Genomic DNA, 19,711 nt, shown 5'->3' with positions numbered 1-19,711 from the left:
GCATCAGCCTCCTCTCAGAGCCGGGTCCTCACAGACGGCGTACCGTCACTGTAGCGCCCGCCGGCAGCTCCTGGGCACCGGCGGGCACGCGGATCAGCGCCTCGGCCGTGGCAGCGGCGGCCAGCAGGTGAGAGCTGGTGCCGGTCATCGGCGCGGCGATGATCCCGGCAGGCGTGTGCTGCAGGGTGCCGCGGCGCAGCTGGTCCTTCTCCGCCAGGGGCTGGACCGGCCATGCCAGCTGGGCGGGTACCCATGGCTGCGGCTGGTTCAACCCCCAGGCCTCGGCCAGTGCGTCGGCCAGCATGGCTTCACAGCTGACCCAGGTGGAGACCGGGTTCCCGGGCAGGCAGATCACCGCGGCCTCTCCCCCGCCGGGCAGCGCGGCGGTGCCGAGTCCCTGGGGGCCTCCGGGCTGCATCGCCACAGTGCCGACGTCGAAGGTGATCTCGTCCATGACGGCGAAGCCTTGCCGCATGACTTCGTAGCGCCCCGCAGAGATCCCCCCGGAGGTGATGATCAGCTCCGGCCGGGTGTCCGAGAGGTCTGCCCGCAGCCGCTCGACGAAGTCTGCGACGTCGTCGTCGATCAGCCGCACAGCCAGCACCTCGAGCCCCCGTGAGGCTGCCCACCCGGCCAGCAGACTGCCGTTGGCATCGTAGACCTTCCCCGGCGGCAGGTCCCGTCCGGGTGCGAGAACCTCATCACCGCCGACGATCACGAGCGCTCGGGGACGCCGGAGGACGTCGACCTCGGTGAGGCCGAACGCGGCCAGCAGGCCGACTCCGGCTGCGGTGAGCACCGCCCCGGCTGCCAGAACCTCCTCACCGTGGACGACGTCGCTGCCGCGTCGCCGCAGGAAGGCCCCCGGTGACGTCGCCGGCACGAGGACCCGCTGTGGGGCCGCGGCGCTTTCGGTACTGCTCCTGTCGGTGCTGCCCGTGTCGGCGAAGTTCCTCGTGGATGTGGCTTCCACGGGAATCACGGCGTCGGCACCTGCTGGGATCGGTGCCCCGGTCATCACCGGGGCCGCGCAGCCGGACGGCAGAGCCTCTGGCACCGTCCCGGCGGCCACCGGGGCGGTGATGTCCAGGGTGCCCGGAGTCTCGGCGGCTCGGACCGCGTATCCGTCCATCTGCGAATCGTCGAAGCGCGGCAGCGAGGCCGGGGCGTGGAGGGTCTGAGCCAGGCGGCGACCCAGCGCGTCAGGCAGTGCCACAGTCTCCGTGCGTGGGTGCCCCGGATCTGGCTGCTCCGTGCCTGCTCGAGGGGACGGGCCACCGGTCACCACGCAGCAGGTTCGTCATCTGCTCTCGGTGCGCATCGAGGCTGCGCCGCCGGAAACTGGGGGTACCAGGACGGGGTGCACTGGGACTCGACGTGCCAGGGCTGGACGTGGTCATGGCACTACCGTATCGAGGCCTCACAGGCCATCGAAGCCTGCGGCACCATACTGACCACAGCGCGCCTACGATCACCCCAGAGGCGGATACCGCGTTGGTAGAATCCCCGCATGGCAGTACGGCTCGGGATGCCCACAGTGCGGGACGTCTCTGCCGGTGAGGCCGCCGCCGCATTGGCCGCACGCGCCTCGGACGCTCCGGGCTCCGGAGGACTGGTCGACACGTTCGGCCGCCTCGGCACCGATCTGCGCATCTCCCTGACCGATAAATGCAATCTGCGGTGCACCTACTGCATGCCCGCTGAGGGGATGGACTGGATGCCGCAGTCCTCCCTGCTCACTGTGGAGGAAGTCCGGCGGCTGGTGAAGATCGCCGTCGACGAGCTCGGTGTCCGTGAGCTGCGGCTGACCGGCGGAGAACCGTTGGTCCGGCCGGACTTGGAAGAGATCATCGCCGCAGTGCGTGCCGATCACCCGCAGCTTCCGGTGTCGATCACCACCAACGCCATCGGCTTAGACCGCCGCGCGGCAAGCCTGGCCGCCGCCGGGCTGGACCGTATCAATGTCTCCCTGGACACCGTCGACGCCGAGACCTACCGGCAGATGGCTCGGCGCGACCGGCTCGCCCCGGTCCTGCGCGGGATCGAAGCAGCCCAGGACGCCGGGCTGCGTCCGGTGAAGATCAATGCGGTGCTGATGCGCGGGGCCAATGACGATCAGGCCGTCGAACTGCTCTCCTTCTGCCTGGCACGGGGCCTGGAGCTGCGCTTCATCGAGCAGATGCCGCTCGACGGCGACCACGGCTGGACACGCGAGGGCATGGTGACTGCGGGGGAGATCCGCGAGCAGCTGAGCGCCCGCTGGCGCCTTGACCCCGATGACGTCCCCCGAGACGGCGCACCGGCCCAGCGGTGGATCGTCCGCGAGGCCGGCACCGGCGCCCTGCTGGGGAGAGTGGGGATCATCGCCTCGGTGACCGAGCCGTTCTGCACGGACTGCACGCGCACTCGGCTCACCGCTGAGGGCCGCATCCGGACATGCCTGTTCTCCCACGAGGAGTTCGACCTGCTGGGTCTGCTGCGCGCCGGTCACAGTGACGCCAAGTTGGCGCAGATGTGGCGACAGGCCACCTGGTTGAAGCCGGCCGCCCACGGGATGAATGCCCCGGGTCTCGGAGGGGCCTCCTATGTGCAGCCGGAACGCTCGATGTCAGCGATCGGCGGCTGAGGACCCACGATGACCGTCTCCCCTTCTCTGACCGTGCGGTACTTCGCGGCGGCCGCGGCGGCCGCCGGCACTGAGACCGAACAGCTCCCCGTAGCAGGCCCGGTGAGCCGTGAGGCGCTCTTCGCCGTCCTGGCAGCACGCCACCCCACGCCGCCGCCGGGGGAACCGTCGCTGCCGTCAGTGCTACAGCGCAGCAGCTTCCTGGTGGCCGGACGCCGCCTGCACCAGGACCAGACCGTCTCCCCGGGAGAGACCGTCGACATCCTCCCTCCGTTCTCGGGCGGCTGAGGACGATCACCAAGGATGTGCGGGGACGACAGGAATGACTGAGACTCCGAGCTGGCAGGAGGCCATGATGATCGCCGCCTCGCTGGGCGCCCCGGTACCGGCTCATCCGGTACCTCTGGCCGAGGCCATCGGCGCTACCGCGGCAGAGGAGCTGCGGACACGGATCCCGCTGCCCCATTATGATTCCGCGGCGATGGACGGCTACGCGGTCTCAGGTCCGGGACCCTGGCGCCTGGATCCGGTCGGATCCGCTGAACCCACCGGCGGGCTTGACTCAGAACCACATCGCACCTCGGGCACCCGTCCCCTACCTCAGGGCTGCGCCCGTGCCGTACTTACCGGTGGGCTCATCCCCGAGGGCACGTCCAGCGTACTGCGTCAGGAGTTCGCAGACGATCGGGGCGGATGGCTGCACCTGGCCGGTGACCGCACTGACGATCCCCCCGCAGCGGCCCGGGGGGATCTGACACCCGGGCGCCATATCCGCACCGCCGGCTGCGAGGCACCGGCGGGGACCGTCATGGTCACCGAAGGCACCGTGCTCTCACCGGCGCATATCGCCTATCTGAGCATCGCCGGCTTCGATGAGGTGCTGGTGCGCTCCCGCCCGCGGGTCACTGTGCTGACCACCGGTGACGAGGTGATCTCACGCGGTATGCCGCAGCCGGGCCAGGTGCGTGACGCCTTCACCCCCGTGCTGCCCACTGTGTTGGGCAGCCTGGGTGCGCGCCCCGTTCAGGTCCATCGCGTCGGAGATGACCGCGGCGAGCTGGACCGTGCGCTTGACGCCGCCGTCGATGCCTCCGATCTCGTCGTCACCACCGGCGGCACCGGACGCTCGGGGGCAGATCTGGTGCGCCGAGCCCTCACCGACCGCGGCACAGTGGCGTTCTCTGAGGTGGCGATGCGCCCGGGGCACCCGACGATGGCGGCCCGGCTTCCCAGTGCTGAGCGTGCGGTGCCGGTCGTGGCGCTGCCGGGGAACCCGCTGGCGGCGATGGTGGCACTGCGGGTCGTCGTCCAGCCGGTGATCGAGGCGATGCTGGACCGTGCCCCTCGCCCGGTGTCTCGTGTGCCCACTGAGCCGGTGCAACCTTCCCGAGTGGACCGTCTGCTGCCCGGGCTGCTGGCAGAAGACGGCCTGTGGAGGACTACCGAGGCGACCGGGGCGAATATGCTGCGCGGTCTGGCCGCGGCGCAGGGATTGCTGGTGCTCCCCCGTGAGGGGATCAGCGACGGCGGTGAGGCCGTGCTGCTGGATCTGCCCTGGTGACAGCCCAGCGGCACTGCCTCCCTACACGTGCCTCACCACGCCTGCCTCACCACACTTGCCTCACCGCACTGCCGCAGCTGCGTTTGTGAGCGCACATGAGCCGCACATACGCTTTCTTCATGGAGCGTTCCTCACCTATCTGCAGAGTCGGTGGCGTGGCGCTCATCGGCGCTGTGGGCACTGTGCTTCTCGGCTGTTCAGGGGCTGATGGCTCTGCCGCCGCAGACTCCGTGGACCAGGAGCGGAGTCTCACCGTCTTCGCGGCTGCCTCCCTGCACGAGACCTTCACCGCACTCGCCGAGTCCTTCGAAGCCGAGAACTCCGGGGTGTCCGTGGAACTCAGTCTCGCCGGCTCCTCCGATCTCGTCGCCCAGATCTCCGAGGGCGCACCGGCCGATGTGATCGCCACCGCCGATGAAACCACCATGGGGAGGCTCATCGCCCATGACGACCTCGCCGAGGAGCCGGTGATCTTCGCGCAGAACACCCTGACGATCGTCACCGCACCGGGGAACCCGGCGGAGATCACCTCCCTGGAGGATCTCGCCGATGACAGCCTCGACCTGGTGCTCTGCGCACCGCAGGTGCCCTGTGGCCAGGCCTCCGAGACGCTCTTGGCCCGCGCCGACGTCGAGGTGGCTCCGGTCAGCGAGGAACGTCAGGTCACCGATGTGCTCGGCAAGGTCACCTCGGGCCAGGCCGACGCGGGGCTGGTGTACGTCACCGATGCGGCCGGTGCCGGTGAGGACGTGGAGAGCGTGGAGATCGAGCACAGTGACGAGGTCGTCAACCGCTACCCCATCGGCGTGCTCGACGACGCCGAAGACCCCGAGCTCGCCGACGCGTTCCTCGCGCATGTGACCTCTGAACAGGGGCGCGCCGCACTCGCCGAGGACGGGTTCGCGCTGCCCGAGCCGACCTCATGAGCGCTGCCCCGCCGCTGCCCCGGTGGCTGATTCCGCTGGCCGCCCTCGGCGCGGCCGTGATCCTGCTGCCCCTGCTCGGGCTGCTGATCCGCGCGGATCTGAGCTCATTCCTCAGGCTGATCACCGAAGAATCAGCACTGGTCGCACTGCGGCTGTCCCTGCAGACCTCGCTGACCGCCACAGCGGCCTGTGTGCTGGTGGGCATCCCCCTGGGCCTGCTCTGCGCGCGGAGCAGCCGACCGGGAATGGGGCTGCTGCGTACCGGTGTCCTGCTGCCTCTGGTGCTGCCTCCGGTCGTCGGGGGCATCGCGCTGCTGTACACCTTCGGGCGGCTGGGCATCCTCGGCGCCTCGCTGGAGGCCGCCGGAGTGCAGATCGCCTTCACCTCGGTGGCCGTGGTGCTCGCCCAGACCTTCGTCTCCCTGCCGTTCATGGTGCTCAGCGTCGAAGGCGCTCTGCGCTCACACGATGCCCGGTACGAGCGTGTCGCGGCCAGTCTCGGCGCTACGCCGACCTACACGCTGCGCCGGGTCACCCTGCCGGTGCTGGCTCCAGCCCTGATGACCGGAACGGTGCTGTGCTTCGCCCGGGCCCTGGGAGAATTCGGCGCCACGATCACCTTCGCCGGTTCACTGCAGGGCACCACTCGCACCGTTCCTCTGGAGGTCTATCTGCTGCGCGAGACGGACCCGGAGGGAGCCGTCGCGTTGTCGCTGCTGCTGGTGCTCATCGCCGCCGTCGTCGTGGGGGCCACCTACGCTCGATCCCGGGGCGGGCGATGACCGAGCTGGAAGTCTCCTACTGCCTGCCCGAGCGGGGGCTCGACGTCGCCTTCACCGTCCCCTCGGGCTCGACGACGGCACTGGTGGGGCCCAACGGGTCCGGAAAGTCCTCAACCTTCGACGTCATCTGCGGTCTGCTGCGGCCCCGGCAGGCACAGCTGACCGCCCATGGGCAGCGGGTCGAGCAGCTGCCCCCGCACCGCCGGAGGATCGGTCTGCTGCTGCAGCAGCCGCTGCTCTTTCCGACCATGTCCGTGCTGGAGAACGCGGCCTTCGGACTGCGGGCGGCCGGGGTGCGCCGGGCTGAGGCCCACGCCCGGGCACAGCAGAGTCTGGAGGAGGTCGGCGCCGCACCGTTGAGCCGCAGACGTCCGGGAATCCTCTCCGGGGGCCAGTCCCAGCGGGTGGCCCTGGCCCGTGTGCTGACCACGGATCCGGATCTGCTGCTGCTCGATGAGCCGTTGGTCGCGCTGGATGACGAGTCTCAGGAGACGATCAGCGCGGTGCTGGAGCACGTGCTCGCCGCACGCACCGCCGTGCTGATCACCCATTCGCGGCAGGAGGCCCGGCGCTTCAGCGATCGGCTGGTCGTCCTCGATGGCGGGCAGGTGGTGCAGCAGGGCAGCTGGGCGGAGGTCGGCCAGGCACCGGCGAGCGCCTTCGCCCGCCGGTTCACCGCTGAGGCGAGCTCCCCCGGGCCGACGGAGGGGCCGGAACCCCGGTAGAGTGGAGGCCATGTCAGATCAGGCCGGAGAGACCGAGGAGACGGTCCCCGCACTCACCGATGAGCAGCTCGACTTCCTGAACTCGATGTTCGACCTCGCCCGGCAAGGCCGTGACCGCGAACTGCTGAGCCTGGTGGACCAGGGCATCCCGGTGAACCTGTCCAACGCCAGCGGCGATACGCTGCTGATCCTGGCCACCTATCACAACCACGAGGCGCTGGTCGAAGGGCTCTTGGCCCGGGACGCCGACGTCCACCGGCTCAATGACCGAGGACAGTCCGCGCTGACCTGTGCCGTCTTCCTTCAGCACGAGGGCAACGTCCGCCGCCTGGTCGCTGCCGGAGCGGACCCGCACCATGAGGGGCAGAGCCCCTACTCCGTGACCGAGATGTTCGACCTGCCGCAGATGCGCGAGCTGCTCGAGGGCTGAAGAACAGCTAAGAGGGCTCTCGACACCGAGCAGCCTGCGCCTCAGCGGCGCCCCTCGGCGAAGCTGGCGAAGCGTGCCGCCACCTCGGCCCCGCCGGTGGGCTGCCGGGTGACGAGCATGATCGTGTCATCACCGGCGATGGCCCCGAGGATCTCCTCCAGACCGGAGTTGTCCACTGCACTGGCCAGGAACTGCGCAGCACCGGGCGGGGTACGCAGGATGACGAGGTTCGCGCTGGCCTCAGCCGAGATCAGCAGGTCCCGGCAGAGGCTGCGCAGCCGCCCGGTGCTCTCGGCGGCTGAGAGCTCAGCCTGCAGCGCCCGCTCCGGGCCCTCTCCGGGGACGGCGTAGACCATCCCGCCGTCGGCGGCACGCACCCGGGCGGCCCCGATCTCCACCAGGTCACGGGAGAGCGTGCCCTGAGTGACGCCGATGCCTTCGGTGGACAGCTCGGCGACCAGATCGGCCTGGGAACGGATACTGCCCCGGGTGATCAGGTCCCGGATCTTCGCGTGACGAGCTGCTTTGGTGACCGGCGTCGTGGAGGTCATCGAGGCTCCTTCGCGCCGATCACCGCGTTCACCGCCGCCGTCGTGGCCTCATCGGCCAGCCCGGAGGCCACCAGCAACCAGACCAGCAGTGCCTTCTGCGCGTGGAGCCGGTTCTCGGCCTCATCGAAGACCACCGACTGCGGGCCGTCGATCACCTCCGCACTGATCTCCACTCCCCGGTAGGCGGGCAGGCAGTGCAGCACGATCGCGCCCTCGGCTGCCCGGCTCATCGCCGCGGAGTCGACCCGATAGTCGCCGAAGAGGCTCAGCCGGTGTTCCTTCTCATCCTCCTGCCCCATGGAGATCCAGGTGTCAGTCGCGACGACGTCGGCATCCTCCAGAGCGGTGGCGGGATCGGTGGTGACCAGGACTGAACTGCCGGTGATCGCCGCACGGTCCTGTGCTGCGGCGATCACCGCATCGGCGGGCAGGTATCCGTCCGGACCGGCGATGCGTACATCCATTCCGGCGTTGACTCCGGCGAGCAGATAGGAGTTCGCCATGTTGTTGGCAGCATCACCCAGATATGCCAGACGCCGGCCGGCCAGGTCTCCGAAGTGTGCACGGACGGTCTGCAAGTCCGCCAGCAGCTGGCAGGGGTGGTAGTCGTCGGAGAGCGCGTTGACCACCGGAACGCCGCTGTGCTGAGCCATCTCCTCGAGCCCGATCTGGGCGAAGGTCCGCCACACCACTGCCGAGACCATGCGCTCGAAGACACGGGCAGTGTCAGCGATGGACTCCTTATGACCCAGCTGCGCCTCACCGGGGTTGATGATCAGCGGGGCGCCGCCCAGTGCGCTGATTCCCGCGGCGAAGGACACGCGGGTCCGGGTGGAGGTCTTGTCGAAGACCACGGCCACGGTCTGCGGACCGGCCAGCGCGGGCACTGCGTAGGGCTGGTCCTTGAGGTGGTCGGCCAGGTCCAGGACCTCGGTGAGCTCCTGCGGCGAGAGGTCGAGGTCGGTGAGGAAGTGGCGGACGGTCATCGGGGCTCCTGGTGGTCATCGAACACGGCGGCGAACCGTGTCAGGAATTCATCGGCGTCGGCCGGGCTGAGGATCAGCGGCGGGGCCAGGCGCAGGGTGTCCGGCCCGGTGGCGTTGAGCACCAGACCGTGGCGGCGGGCTCGGCGGACGACCTCGGGCGCCTCGGCCCTGAGGTCCACACCGAGATGGAGTCCGAACTGGCGCACCTGCGCCACCGGCTCCATCTGCCGCAGCCCCGCGGCCAGCTGAGCGCCGACCCGGCGGGTGTTCTCCAGCAGCCCCTGAGACTCGATCGCGGCGAGGGTGAGGCGCCCGGCGGTGGCGGCCAGCGGATTGCCGCCGAAGGTGGTGCCGTGCTCTCCGGCGCTGAGCCGGGCGGAGTGGCTGGGGCCGAATGCCAAGAGCGCGCCGATCGGCACTCCGGAGCCCAGGCCCTTGGCCAGGGTCATGTAGTCGGGGGTGAGGTCCTCCCCGACCTCACGGCCTGCGCCCTGGAACCGGAACCAGTCGCCGGTGCGCCCCACGCCGGTCTGGACTTCGTCGAGGATCATGAGCGTGCCGTGCTCGCGGGTGAGCCGCCGTACTGCCGCCAGATATTCAGGGCTCAGCGGCCGGACGCCGGCCTCCCCTTGAATTGGCTCGAGGAAGATCCCGGCGATGTCACCGGCGCTCAGCGCGGCCTCCAGGGCTTCGAGATCGTTCGGAGCCAGGAATTCGACACCGTCGAGCAGCGGGCCGAAGGGCTCACGGTAGGCGGGCTTATGGGTCAGGGAGACCGCGCCGACGGTGCGTCCGTGGAAACCGCCGGTCAGCGCCAGGATCCGAGAGCGACCGGTCTGGGCACGGTATTTGAGCACCGCTTTCAGTGCGGCCTCGTTGGCCTCGGAACCGGAGTTGGCGAAGAACACTGTGGAGCCGGCCGGCGCCTCGGCCAGGCGCAGCAGATCCTCGGCCAGACCGATCTGCGGTGCGGAGGTGAACAGGTTGGAGATATGGCCCAGGCGGTTCAGCTGTGCCGTGAGACCCTCGGTGAACCCGGGGTGGGCGTGGCCCAGGGCATTGACCGCGATGCCGCCGAGCATGTCGAGGAGCTCACGGCCCTCGGCATCGGTGACCCGGCAGCCGGAGCCGGAGACCAGCAGCTGCTGTGGGGAGCCGAAGACACCCATCACCGAGTCGGTGTACCGCTGCTGCCAGGAGAGGGATTCCATTCCCTCAGCAGCCGCGGCCCCCTGAGTCCCGACTTCCGGAGGCTCAGATTCCTGGGACTTCGTGACGGGAGCCGTCGACGTCGTGGTCTCCTGAGTCATACTCCACCTCCTGCCGTCTCCCCTGCGGCTGCTCCCCTATCCGGGTGGACCTCTGTGCCGACTCCTTCGGCCGTGACGATCTCCAGCAGCATCGAATGCGGCTCACGGCCGTCCACGACAGCCGCGCGGGAGACACCGGCATCGACTGCATGTAAGGCCGCTGTCATCTTCGGGATCATCCCCGAGGCCAGCTCGGGAAGCATCGCGCGCAGCTCGGAGGCGGAGATCGAGGAGATCAGCGAATCCCGGTCGGGCCAGTCGGCGTAGAGGCCCTCCACGTCGGTGAGCATGATCAGCTTGGCAGCCCCCAGCGCGGAGGCCACCGCCGCGGCGGCGATGTCGGCGTTGACGTTGAGCACCTGCCCGGTGGGCCGTCCCTGCTGGTCGAACTCCGGCGCGACCGTGGAGATCACCGGGATACGTCCGGCCGCGAGGAGGTCCTCGACCCCCTGCGGGTTCACCCCGGTGACCTCACCGACCAGCCCGAGGTCGATCTCCTCGCCGTCGACCTCCGCACGCTGCCGAGCCGCACGCAGCAGGGCCGCATCCTCTCCGGAGAGACCCACCGCGTAGGGGCCGTGGGAGTTGATGAGTCCGATGAGCTCCCGGCCGACCTGCCCGGTGAGCACCATGCGCACCACGTCCATCGTCTCCTCCGTGGTGACCCGGTAGCCGCCGCGGAAGACGGACTCCACGCCGAGGGTCTCGAGCATGGCGTTGATCTGGGGGCCACCGCCGTGGACCACCACAGGGTTGACTCCCACGTGGCGCAGGAAGACCACATCCTGGGCGAAGGCGCGGCGGAGGTCATCGTCGATCATGGCGTTGCCGCCGTATTTGATGACGATGGTCTCTCCGGCGAAGCGCTGCATCCACGGCAGCGCCTCAATGAGGGTCGCAGCCTTCGTCGCCGCGCTCAACCGGGGATCGGAGGCCCGGTAGGTGGTGGTCTCGCTCACTGTGATGCTCCTCAGGTGGAGTACGCGGAGTTCTCGTGGACGTAGTCGTGAGTGAGGTCATTGGTGAGGATCGTGGCCTCCGCCTCTCCGGACTTCAGATCGATGGTCACCTCGACCCGCCTCTCGGAGAGGTCCACGCCGGAGCGGTCCTCACCGATGCCCCCGGCTCGGCAGATCCACACGCCGTTGACGGCGACGTCGATCGTGCTGGGATCGAACTCGACGTCGGTGGTCCCGACGGCGGCGAGGATCCGCCCCCAGTTGGGGTCACCGCCGAAGATCGCGGTCTTGAACAGGTTGGAACGGGCCACCGCACGCCCGGCGGTCTCGGCCTGCTCCTCGGTGGCGGCCCCGATGGTGGTGATGGCGATCTCGTGTGCCGCACCCTCGGCGTCAGCGATGAGCTGGGCGGCCAAGTCCCGACACACCTCGGTCAGAGCGGCGCGGAACTCCTCCTCATCGTGGGCACCGGCCTCAGGATGGGCACCCGAGGCCATGGCGACGACGGTGTCGTTGGTGGACATGCAGCCGTCAGAGTCGGCCCGGTCGAAGCTGACCCGCACGGCTTCGCGCAGTGCGGCGTCAAGCGTGGACGGATCGAGCTCGGCGTCAGTGGTGATCACCGCGAGCATCGTGGCCATCCCCGGCGCCAGCATGCCCGCGCCTTTGGCGATGCCGCCAATGGTGAAGCCGCGCCCTGAGGCCTGGGCGGTCTTGGCGACGGTGTCCGTGGTGCGGATCGCCTCGGCCGCGGCCAGCGCGGAGCCCTCATCCTCGCCCAGCTCCGCGACGGCGGCCTCGACCCCGGGCAGCAGCAGATCCATGCGCAGCCGTTGCCCGATCAGCCCGGTGGAGCAGACCAGGACGTCCTGGGCGGAGAGGCCCAGTGCCTGAGCAGCATGTTCTGCGGTGCGGTGGGTGTCGGCGAAGCCCTCCGGGCCGGTGCAGGCGTTGGCGCCGCCGGAGTTGAGCACTACGGCATCGGCACGGCCGTCGCTGACCGCTTGGGCTGACCAGAGCACCGGTGCCGCCGCGACCCGGTTGGAGGTGAACGTGGCGGCCGCCGCATGCAGGGGCCCGTCATTGACGATGAGCGCGATGTCTCGGCCGGCCGACTTCAGCCCGGCGGTGACGCCGGCGGCACGGAATCCTTCGGGCAGGGTGACGGTCATGGGGAGACTCCCAGCAGGTTGAGCCCGGTAGTTTCGGGGAGGCCGAGGGCGAGGTTCATCGACTGCACGGCACCGCCGGCGGTGCCTTTGGTGAGGTTGTCAGAGGCCGAGGAGACGATGACCCGCCCGGTGCGCTCGTCGACGGCGAGCTGGACGGTGACGTGGTTCGAGCCCACCACCTGCTTGGTGGTCGGCCACTGGCCTTCGGGCAGCAAGTGGACGAAGGGCTCGTCCTCGTACTGGGCGGCATAGGCCTCACGCAATGCCGCCGCGCTCGCACCGGAGGCCAGCCGGGCGGTGGAGGTGGCCAGGATGCCCCGCGGCATCGGCGCGAGTGTGGGAGTGAAGGAAACGGTGACCTCCGCGCCGGAGACCTGCCGCAGTCCCTGTTCGATCTCGGGAGTATGGCGGTGGACACCGCCGACCCCGTAGGGGCTCATCCCGCCCATGACTTCGGAGCCGAGCAGATGAGGCTTCGTCGATTTCCCCGCACCGGAGGTGCCGGTGGCCGCGACGATGACGACGTCGGCACCCTCCAGCAGCCCGGCGGCGAAGGCCGGGGCGAGGCCGAGCAGGATCGTGGTCGGGTAGCAGCCGGGCACGGCGATGCGCCGGGCCGCGCGCAGTCTCTGCCGCTGGCCGGGCAGCTCCGGCAGGCCATAGGGCCAGGTGCCTTGGTGGGCAGATCCGTAGAACTGTTCCCAGGCGGTGGCGGACTCGAGCCGGTGGTCGGCGGCCGCATCGATGACCAGCGTGTCCTCACCGAGCTGGGCGGCCAGCTCACCGGAGGCACCGTGCGGCAGGGCGAGGACGACGACGTCGTGGCCTGCCAGGTTCTCGGCAGTGGTCTCGCTGATGAGCCGGTCGGCCAACGGCAGCAGGTGCGGCTGCAGGCTGCCGAGGCGTTCACCGGCGGAGGAATGCGCGGTGACGGCCCCGATCTCGACCTCAGGGTGCCCGGCCAGCAGACGCAGCACCTCTCCCCCGGCGTAGCCGGAGGCACCGGAGACGGCGATGGAATAGCTCATGACGCCACCTTACGCGATACTATTCGGCATCTCCAATATTTATGCACTACGTCGGAAGTCACCGTCGAGCTGGGGACATTTCTGTCACGATGCCTCTCTTCGGTACCCTGGGCCGCATGAACGCACAGGATGTCTTCCCTGAGGACCTGCCCAGCTCCGCGACCCAGATCCGCGTCGAGCAGACGGGAGGCCCCGAGGTGCTGCAGGCCGTCGAGACCGGACTGCCCGAGCCGGGCGCCCATCAGGTGCTGGTGGAGTCCGGTGCCGCCGGCGTCAACTTCATCGAGACCTACCAGCGCAGCGGCGTCTATCCGATGGAGGCGCCCTTCGTCCCGGGGAGCGAGGGCACCGGTACCGTGATCGCCGTCGGGGAGAAGGTCGAGTCCCTGAGCATCGGCGAGCGCATCGCCACCTGCGAAGCCGCCACCGGCACCTACTCCACCCATTTCCTGGTGGATTCGGTCAAAGCGGTCAAGGTGCCCGATGAGGTCAGCGATGAACAGGCCGCCGCGTTGCCGCTGCAGGGCGTGACCGCCCACTATCTGATCAACTCCACCTACCGCGTCTCCCCCGGAGAGACGGTGCTCACCCACGCCGGGGCCGGCGGGGTCGGACAGCTGCTCACCCAGCTGCTGAAGAACCGTGGCGCCCGGGTGATCACCACCACCTCCACCCCACAGAAGGCAGAGATCGCCCAGCGTGCGGGGGCGGACTATGTGCTCGGCTATGAGGACTTCGCGGAGAAGGTCAAGGAGATCACCAAGGATGAGGGCGTCTCCGTCGTCTACGACGGCGTCGGCCGCGACACCTTCGACGGCTCCCTGGCCTCTCTGGCGATCCGCGGCACGATGGTGCTCTTCGGCGGCGCCTCCGGGCAGGTGCCGCCGCTGGACCTGCAGGAGCTCAACCGCCGCGGCGGGCTGTTCGTCACCCGCCCGGCAGTGCACTGGTACCTGCGCAACGCTGAGGAGCGCGCCTGGCGGTTCAGTGAGCTCTTCGGCCTGCTGACCGAGGGCGAGCTGCGCCTCGACATCGGCGGAGTCTACCCGCTGGCTGAGGCTGCGCGCGCCCATGAGGACCTTGAGGGCCGCCGCACCACCGGCAAGCTCGTCCTGAAACCCTGAGCTGCGGGGCAGAAGCCGCAGAAACGGGTACGCGGCATGAGAGCTCGCACCCGCGCAGCTCTACCCGCTCCGCTATGTATGTGGTGCGGGCTGAGATATATGGCGAGCCCGCACCACATACATAGCGGAGGCCGACAGCGAGCTGTCGGCCTCCGTGCTGGCTGGACTGTTTCATGCCGGGTGGGCTGTTTGAACGCCGGGCTGCTTGAGCGCCGGGTGGACTGCCTCAGCGCTGCACGGCGCCGTGGCGGCTCACCACCAGCTCCACCGCGTCACCGCGGGCGGCCGAGGCCTCCTCGGCGGTGAGCGTGCGGTCCGCTGCCCGGAAACGCAGCGCGTAGGCCAACGACTTCTTCCCGACGTCGATGCCGGCCCCGTCGTAGACGTCGAAGAGCTCGATGTGCTCGAGCAGTTCTCCCGCACCCTCGGCGAGGGTACTCTGCACCTCGGCAGCCGGAATCCCGGCGTCGAGGATCAGCGAGACGTCCTGCGTGGTCGGGGGGAACGTGGAGATCGGCTCGGCGGTGACCTGGCCGGCCGCGGCATCCAGCAGGGCAGAGAGCTCCAGCTCCATCACCGCGGTGCGGGCCGGAAGGTCCCACTGCTCGACGACCTTGGGGTGGATCTCACCAGCCCAGCCCACCTGTGTCTGCCCGATGTGCAGCTGGGCAGTGCGTCCGGGGTGGAAGGCCTGGTGCCTGCCCTGGGTGATCTCCAGCTGGAGGCCGAGCAGTTCGGCGACGCTGCGTGCCGCGTCGATCGCATCGGCCCAGTCGCGGCGTCTTCCGGCGTCTCCGAGTTCGGCCGCCGGCTCATCACCGGCAACGGCAGCAGCGATCCGCCAGGGCTGGTCAGGGATCCCGGCGGTGAGTTCAGCGATGACCTCGTCTCCGGGGTAGCGGCCGAGGGCGGGGATGGAAGCGCTGCCGTGGATCTGACCGGGGTGGAACACCAGCCCGGCTTCGAAGACGGCGAGGTCGTGAAAGCCCCGGGAGACGTTGCGCCGCAGTGTGTCCAGCAGCCCGGGCAGCAGCGTGGTGCGCAGCGTGGGGTGCTGGGCGGCGATGGGGTTGGCCAGGCGCACTGTGGGCAGCGGTTCCGCTGCGCCTTCGGCCCGTCCGAACAGCTCATTGGCCTCCTGGGAGAGGAACGGGTAGCTCAGCGTTTCGGTGTATCCGGCGGCCGCCATCCCGGAGAGCACCTGACGGCGGCGCTGCTGTGCGGGGGTCAACCCGCGCCCGGCGGGAGCCACCGGCAGGCGGGAGCCGATGGCGTCGTAGCCGACGAGCCGGGCGATCTCCTCGATGAGATCCTCCGGGGTGCGCAGGTCGGGACGCCAGGTGGGCGGGGTCACGGTGAGCGTCTGACCTCCGTCGACCACCTCGGCACCGATCGCCCGCAGCGTCTCGATGATCTGTTCGCGCTGGTATTCCACACCGGTGATCCGCTGCGGGTGCTCTGCACTCAGGGCGATGGGGCTCGGCGCGGGAATCTCTCCGGTGACAGTGAGAGCCCCGGTGTCGGTGGCACCGGCGAGGGTGACGAGCAGATCCACGGCTCGCTGGGCCGCCACCGCGGTCATGGCCGGGTCCACTCCGCGTTCGTTGCGCTTGGAGGCCTCCGAGGGCAGCCGGTGGCGTCGGCGGGTGCGGCCGATGCTGACGGCGTCGAAGTGGGCGGATTCGATGAGGATGGTCGAGGTGGTGGCGCTGACCTCGGTGGCCGCACCGCCCATGACCCCGGCGAGGCCGATCGCACCGCGGTCATCTGCGATGACGAGGTCTTCGGTATTCAGCTCGCGGTCTTTCTCATCCAGGGTGGTCAGCCGCTCGCCCGCGGAGGCGCGGCGGACCTGGATCGGTCCCTGGAGGGAATCGGCGTCGTAGAAGTGCAGGGGCTGACCGAGCTCCCACATCACATAGTTGGAGATGTCCACCGGCAGGGAGATGGGGCGCATACCGGCCAGGCGTAGTCGTGCTGCCATCCACGGCGGGGTGGGAGCGGTGACGTCGACGTCGGTGACGGTGCGGGCGACGAACCGTGAGCAGCCGGGCACGCCGTAGACAGGGGCTGCGTCATCGAGGATGACCTCTTGACCAGGGTTCCCGGACTCCGGCGCTGCGACGGCGTCAGCCGGGTCGGTGAAGGGCGTGCCGGTGGCGTGGGAGTATTCGCGGGCAACTCCGCGGATGGAGAAGGCGTAGCCGCGGTCCGGGGTCACATTGATCTCAGCGGCCTCATCGTGGAGCCCGAGGAGTTCAAGGGCGTCAGCGCCGACCTCAGGGTCGAGCCCGAGGGTGGAGAGCACCAGGATGCCGTCATGGTCCTCGCCGATGCCGAGCTCCTTGACCGAGGCGATCATCCCGGCGGAGACATGACCGTAGGTCTTCCGCGCACTGATCTGAAAGTCGCCGGGCAGCACGGCACCGGGCAGGGTGACGACGACTTTGTCACCGACCTCGAAGTTGTGGGCGCCGCAGACCACACCCTGGACGCCGTCGGGCGAGATCCCCTCGTGCGTCAGGGTCTGTGCCTGACCCTCGGGCACCACACGGACCTGACACCAGTTGATGGTCTTGCCGTTGGACTGCGGTTCTGGGTGCTTCTCGAGCACTTCACCGACGACGATCGGACCGCTGATCTCATCGCCAGGACGGTGAACGTCCTCTTCTTCGAGACCGACCCGGACGAGATCAGCCATCAGATCCTCAGCGCGCGCCTCGGCGGGCAGCTGGGTGTATTCACGGAGCCAGGAGAGCGGGATGCGCACGGGCTCAGACCTCCATTCCGAAGCGCTGGGAGAAGCGGACGTCGCCTTCGATCATGTCTCGCATATCGGGGACCCCGTTGCGGAACATCAAGGTCCGTTCCACACCCATGCCGAAGGCGAAGCCGGTGTAACGCTCCGGGTCCACTCCGGCGGCGCGGAGCACATTCGGGTTGACCATGCCGCAGCCTCCCCATTCGATCCACTGCGGGCCGCCCTTGGCATCGGGGTGCCAGATGTCCATCTCAGCGGAGGGCTCAGTGAACGGGAAGTAGGCCGGGCGCAGGCGGATCGCCGCCTCGGGGCCGAACATCTTCCGTGCGAAGTGCTCCAGGGTGCCCTTCAGATCCGCCATGGTCAGCCCCTCGTCCACAGCGAGGCCCTCGAACTGGTGGAACACCGGGGTGTGGGTGGCGTCGAGTTCATCGGTGCGGAACGTCCGGCCGGGGCACAGTACGTAGACCGGCAGCTCGCGCTCCAGCAGGGAACGCACCTGCACCGGGGACGTGTGGGTGCGCAGCACCAGATGCGCCTCGGGCGGTTCGATGAAGAAGGTGTCCTGCATCTCCCGCGACGGGTGGTCCGGTGCAATGTTCAGGGCGTCGAAGTTGAACCACTCAGACTCCACCTCGGGGCCTTCAGCGATCTCCCAGCCCATCGCGGTGAAGACGTCGGAGACCCGCTCCTGCAGCACTGAGAGTGGGTGCCGGGCACCGATGCGCCGACGCCGCGGGGCCGCGGTGACGTCCACGGTCTCCTCCACCAGCATGCGCTCGGCGTGCTCGGCCTCCAGCACCTCCGTACGTGCGGCCAGGGCCTTCTGCACGCGCCCGCGGGCCTGACCGAGCAGCTTTCCGGCGGCAGCCTTGTCCTCCTTGGGCAGGGACCCGATCTGCCGGTTGGCCAGCACGATGGGGGCCTTGTCCCCGGTGTGGGCCAGCCGAGCCGACTTCAGCTCCTCCAGATCAGCCGCAGCGTCAAACGCGGCCAGAGCGTCCTGGACGCAGGCTTCGAGCGCCTCATCGTCGAGCGGGTGGGGCACGGCCTCATCATGGGCGGTGGTGGTCATACTGCTCCGTGGGTCTTGCCGGATCTGCCGACTGCTCAGCAGGCGAACCGCTCCAGTCTATGCGTTCCCAGGGGAAGGTCTCACACCGCTCCATGCGGTCGCATACGCCTGGCCGCAGAGGAAGCCACCCCTATCCGGCGGCTTCGACGTCCTCGTCCACCCATTCCATCGTCCGCTGCACCGCCTTCTTCCACAGGCGCATGCTCCGTGCCCGGGTCTGTTCATCCATCTGCGGGCTCCACCGGCGGTCCTCTGACCAGTTGGCCACCAACTCGTCGGTCCCCTGCCAGTGACCGACAGCCAGACCGGCCGCATACGCGGCACCCAGCGCGGTGGTCTCGATGACCCGAGGGCGGACCACCTCTACCCCCAGGATGTCGGCCTGGAACTGCATGAGCGTGTCATTGACGACCATCCCGCCGTCGACCTTTAGCTCGGTGAGTTCCTGGTCGGCGTCGGAGTCCATCGCATCGACGACCTCCGCGCTCTGATACGCCACCGCTTCCAGGGCGGCCCGGCACAGGTGGCTGCGGTTGACATAGCTGGTCAGCCCCACGATCACCCCGCGGGCATCAGGCTTCCAATGCGGGGCGAAGAGCCCGGAGAACGCCGGGACGATATAGGCCCCTCCGTTGTCCTCGACCTCCTTGGCCCGGGTCTCGGACTCCGCCGCCGAGGAGATGAGGCCGAGGTTGTCCCGCAGCCACTGGATGAGGGACCCGGTGACTGCGATGGAGCCTTCCAGCGCGTAGATGGGCTTCTGCTGGCCGATCTTATACGCCACAGTGGTCAGCAGCCCGTTCTCGGAGCGGACGATGTCCTCACCGGTGTTCATCAGCATGAAGTTGCCGGTGCCGTAGGTGTTCTTCCCCTGGCCGGGTTCGAAACAGGCCTGCCCGAAGGTAGCCGCCTGCTGGTCGCCGAGGATCCCGGCGATGGGCGTGTCGATGAGCAGCCCCTTCTTGCGGCCATAGCCGTAGACCTCCGAGGAGGAGCGGATCTCCGGCAGCATCGCCACCGGCACCCCCATCTCGGCGCAGATCTCGTCGTTCCAGTCGAGAGTGTCGATGTTCATCAGCATGGTCCGTGAGGCATTGGTGACGTCGGTGACGTGCACACCCCCGTCCGGGCCGCCGGTCATGTTCCACACCAGCCAGGTGTCCATGGTCCCGAACAGCAGCTCCCCGGCCTCAGCCCGTTCACGGGCGCCGTCGACCTCATCGAGGATCCACCGGATCTTCGGCCCGGAGAAGTAGGTGGCCAGCGGCAGCCCGACACGCTCTTTGAACCGTTCGGTGCCGTGACCGGAGGCGAGCTCATCACAGATGCGCTGGGTGCGCGTGTCCTGCCAGACGATCGCGTGGTGGATCGGCTCACCGGTGACCTTATCCCACACCACAGTGGTCTCACGCTGGTTGGTAATGCCGACGGCGGCCAACGAGTGACGGTTGATCTCCGCCTCCGTCAGGGCCAAGCCGACGACCTCGCGGGTGTTGCGCCAGATCTCCTGGGCATCATGCTCCACCCAACCGGCCTTGGGCAGAATCTGCCGGTGCTCCTTCTGTCCGCTGGCGACGATGTCGCCGCCGCGGTCGAAGATCAGCGCCCGAGTCGAGGTGGTGCCCTGGTCAATGGCCAGCACGTACTCCGGCGTCTCCTTCGCGCTCTCAGTCATGGTGACGTCCTTCCCCGGTC

Annotated in this window: 18 protein-coding genes; 8 read left to right on the top strand and 10 right to left on the bottom strand. The window is 69.0% G+C overall.

What is annotated here, in order from left to right; translation table 11 throughout:
• Positions 1-28 precede the first annotated feature (28 nt).
• Complete coding sequence (locus RIL96_RS07765; RefSeq protein ID WP_374761863.1) at positions 29-1,216, bottom strand: molybdopterin molybdotransferase MoeA; 1,188 nt, start codon at positions 1,214-1,216, stop codon at positions 29-31.
• Between the two features lie 294 nt (positions 1,217-1,510).
• Between RIL96_RS07765 and moaA the strand changes: the two genes are divergently transcribed.
• From moaA to RIL96_RS07730, 7 genes are all read left to right on the top strand, one after another.
• Entirely contained in the window at positions 1,511-2,626 is a 1,116-nt protein-coding gene (gene moaA, locus RIL96_RS07760) for a GTP 3',8-cyclase MoaA (protein WP_310548451.1), read from the top strand.
• A gap of 9 nt (positions 2,627-2,635) precedes the next feature.
• Positions 2,636-2,914, top strand: a complete 279-nt coding sequence (locus RIL96_RS07755) for a MoaD/ThiS family protein (protein ID WP_310548450.1) — start codon at positions 2,636-2,638, stop codon at positions 2,912-2,914.
• A gap of 34 nt (positions 2,915-2,948) precedes the next feature.
• Entirely contained in the window at positions 2,949-4,187 is a 1,239-nt protein-coding gene (locus RIL96_RS07750) for a molybdopterin molybdotransferase MoeA (RefSeq protein ID WP_310548449.1), read from the top strand.
• Between the two features lie 155 nt (positions 4,188-4,342).
• Positions 4,343-5,113 carry a molybdate ABC transporter substrate-binding protein gene (modA, locus tag RIL96_RS07745; protein WP_310548448.1) on the top strand — a complete coding sequence of 257 codons (771 nt, stop codon included), beginning with the start codon at positions 4,343-4,345 and terminating at the stop codon, positions 5,111-5,113.
• Positions 5,110-5,895, top strand: coding sequence for an ABC transporter permease (locus RIL96_RS07740; RefSeq protein WP_310548447.1), 786 nt, complete (start codon positions 5,110-5,112; stop codon positions 5,893-5,895). The genes modA and RIL96_RS07740 overlap by 4 nt, the downstream gene beginning before the upstream one ends.
• Positions 5,892-6,620, top strand: coding sequence for an ATP-binding cassette domain-containing protein (locus tag RIL96_RS07735; protein ID WP_310548446.1), 729 nt, complete (start codon positions 5,892-5,894; stop codon positions 6,618-6,620). Before RIL96_RS07740 ends, RIL96_RS07735 begins: the two co-directional genes overlap by 4 nt.
• Positions 6,621-6,630: 10 nt before the next feature.
• Positions 6,631-7,050 carry an ankyrin repeat domain-containing protein gene (locus tag RIL96_RS07730; RefSeq protein ID WP_310548445.1) on the top strand — a complete coding sequence of 140 codons (420 nt, stop codon included), beginning with the start codon at positions 6,631-6,633 and terminating at the stop codon, positions 7,048-7,050.
• A 41-nt stretch (positions 7,051-7,091) separates the two neighbouring features.
• Here RIL96_RS07730 and RIL96_RS07725 read toward each other — a convergent pair whose 3' ends face one another.
• From RIL96_RS07725 to argC, 6 genes are read right to left on the bottom strand one after another with little or no spacing between them, the layout of a single operon-like run.
• Positions 7,092-7,601, bottom strand: a complete 510-nt coding sequence (locus tag RIL96_RS07725) for an arginine repressor (protein WP_310548444.1) — start codon at positions 7,599-7,601, stop codon at positions 7,092-7,094.
• Positions 7,598-8,587: an ornithine carbamoyltransferase gene (gene argF / locus RIL96_RS07720; protein WP_310548443.1), complete on the bottom strand. Its 990-nt coding sequence runs from the start codon at positions 8,585-8,587 to the stop codon at positions 7,598-7,600. Before argF ends, RIL96_RS07725 begins: the two co-directional genes overlap by 4 nt.
• Entirely contained in the window at positions 8,584-9,897 is a 1,314-nt protein-coding gene (locus tag RIL96_RS07715) for an acetylornithine transaminase (protein WP_310548442.1), read from the bottom strand. The genes argF and RIL96_RS07715 overlap by 4 nt, the downstream gene beginning before the upstream one ends.
• The gene (gene argB, locus RIL96_RS07710) at positions 9,894-10,856 is read right to left on the bottom strand and encodes an acetylglutamate kinase (protein ID WP_310548441.1); all 963 of its coding nucleotides are present in this window, start codon (positions 10,854-10,856) and stop codon (positions 9,894-9,896) included. Before argB ends, RIL96_RS07715 begins: the two co-directional genes overlap by 4 nt.
• An 11-nt stretch (positions 10,857-10,867) precedes the next feature.
• Positions 10,868-12,028, bottom strand: coding sequence for a bifunctional glutamate N-acetyltransferase/amino-acid acetyltransferase ArgJ (gene argJ / locus RIL96_RS07705; protein ID WP_310548440.1), 1,161 nt, complete (start codon positions 12,026-12,028; stop codon positions 10,868-10,870).
• A complete protein-coding gene (gene argC / locus RIL96_RS07700) occupies positions 12,025-13,056 on the bottom strand; it encodes an N-acetyl-gamma-glutamyl-phosphate reductase (protein ID WP_310548439.1) in 1,032 nt (343 codons plus the stop codon). Before argC ends, argJ begins: the two co-directional genes overlap by 4 nt.
• A gap of 116 nt (positions 13,057-13,172) precedes the next feature.
• On the opposite strand from argC, the gene RIL96_RS07695 reads away from it, so the two are divergent.
• The gene (locus tag RIL96_RS07695) at positions 13,173-14,180 is read left to right on the top strand and encodes a quinone oxidoreductase family protein (protein WP_310548438.1); all 1,008 of its coding nucleotides are present in this window, start codon (positions 13,173-13,175) and stop codon (positions 14,178-14,180) included.
• 226 nt (positions 14,181-14,406) lie between these two features.
• Here RIL96_RS07695 and pheT read toward each other — a convergent pair whose 3' ends face one another.
• The 3 genes from pheT to glpK form a co-directional block, all read right to left on the bottom strand.
• A complete protein-coding gene (pheT, locus tag RIL96_RS07690) occupies positions 14,407-16,950 on the bottom strand; it encodes a phenylalanine--tRNA ligase subunit beta (protein WP_310548437.1) in 2,544 nt (847 codons plus the stop codon).
• Positions 16,951-16,954: 4 nt separating this feature from the next.
• Entirely contained in the window at positions 16,955-18,016 is a 1,062-nt protein-coding gene (gene pheS / locus RIL96_RS07685; RefSeq protein ID WP_310548436.1) for a phenylalanine--tRNA ligase subunit alpha, read from the bottom strand.
• A gap of 130 nt (positions 18,017-18,146) precedes the next feature.
• Positions 18,147-19,691, bottom strand: coding sequence for a glycerol kinase GlpK (gene glpK / locus RIL96_RS07680; RefSeq protein ID WP_310548435.1), 1,545 nt, complete (start codon positions 19,689-19,691; stop codon positions 18,147-18,149).
• Between the last annotated feature and the right edge of the window lie 20 nt (positions 19,692-19,711).

Origin of the sequence: Nesterenkonia aerolata (assembly GCF_031470965.1) — a bacterium.
In the GTDB taxonomy this organism is placed as follows: Bacteria; Actinomycetota; Actinomycetes; order Actinomycetales; family Micrococcaceae; genus Nesterenkonia; species Nesterenkonia aerolata.
This window is presented reverse-complemented; position numbering and strand designations above follow the sequence as displayed.

What these genes read in the sequence shown, in the direction of transcription:
- moaA (WP_310548451.1), top strand. Translation starts at nt 1,511, where the DNA reads ATGGCAGTACGGCTCGGGATGCCCACAGTGCGGGACGTCTCTGCCGGT.
- RIL96_RS07755 (WP_310548450.1), top strand. Translation starts at nt 2,636, where the DNA reads ATGACCGTCTCCCCTTCTCTGACCGTGCGGTACTTCGCGGCGGCCGCG.
- RIL96_RS07750 (WP_310548449.1), top strand. Translation starts at nt 2,949, where the DNA reads ATGACTGAGACTCCGAGCTGGCAGGAGGCCATGATGATCGCCGCCTCG.
- RIL96_RS07740 (WP_310548447.1), top strand. Translation starts at nt 5,110, where the DNA reads ATGAGCGCTGCCCCGCCGCTGCCCCGGTGGCTGATTCCGCTGGCCGCC.
- RIL96_RS07735 (WP_310548446.1), top strand. Translation starts at nt 5,892, where the DNA reads ATGACCGAGCTGGAAGTCTCCTACTGCCTGCCCGAGCGGGGGCTCGAC.
- RIL96_RS07730 (WP_310548445.1), top strand. Translation starts at nt 6,631, where the DNA reads ATGTCAGATCAGGCCGGAGAGACCGAGGAGACGGTCCCCGCACTCACC.
- RIL96_RS07725 (WP_310548444.1), bottom strand. Translation starts at nt 7,601, where the DNA reads ATGACCTCCACGACGCCGGTCACCAAAGCAGCTCGTCACGCGAAGATC.
- argF (WP_310548443.1), bottom strand. Translation starts at nt 8,587, where the DNA reads ATGACCGTCCGCCACTTCCTCACCGACCTCGACCTCTCGCCGCAGGAG.
- RIL96_RS07715 (WP_310548442.1), bottom strand. Translation starts at nt 9,897, where the DNA reads ATGACTCAGGAGACCACGACGTCGACGGCTCCCGTCACGAAGTCCCAG.
- argJ (WP_310548440.1), bottom strand. Translation starts at nt 12,028, where the DNA reads ATGACCGTCACCCTGCCCGAAGGATTCCGTGCCGCCGGCGTCACCGCC.
- argC (WP_310548439.1), bottom strand. Translation starts at nt 13,056, where the DNA reads ATGAGCTATTCCATCGCCGTCTCCGGTGCCTCCGGCTACGCCGGGGGA.
- RIL96_RS07695 (WP_310548438.1), top strand. Translation starts at nt 13,173, where the DNA reads ATGAACGCACAGGATGTCTTCCCTGAGGACCTGCCCAGCTCCGCGACC.
- pheS (WP_310548436.1), bottom strand. Translation starts at nt 18,016, where the DNA reads ATGACCACCACCGCCCATGATGAGGCCGTGCCCCACCCGCTCGACGAT.
- glpK (WP_310548435.1), bottom strand. Translation starts at nt 19,691, where the DNA reads ATGACTGAGAGCGCGAAGGAGACGCCGGAGTACGTGCTGGCCATTGAC.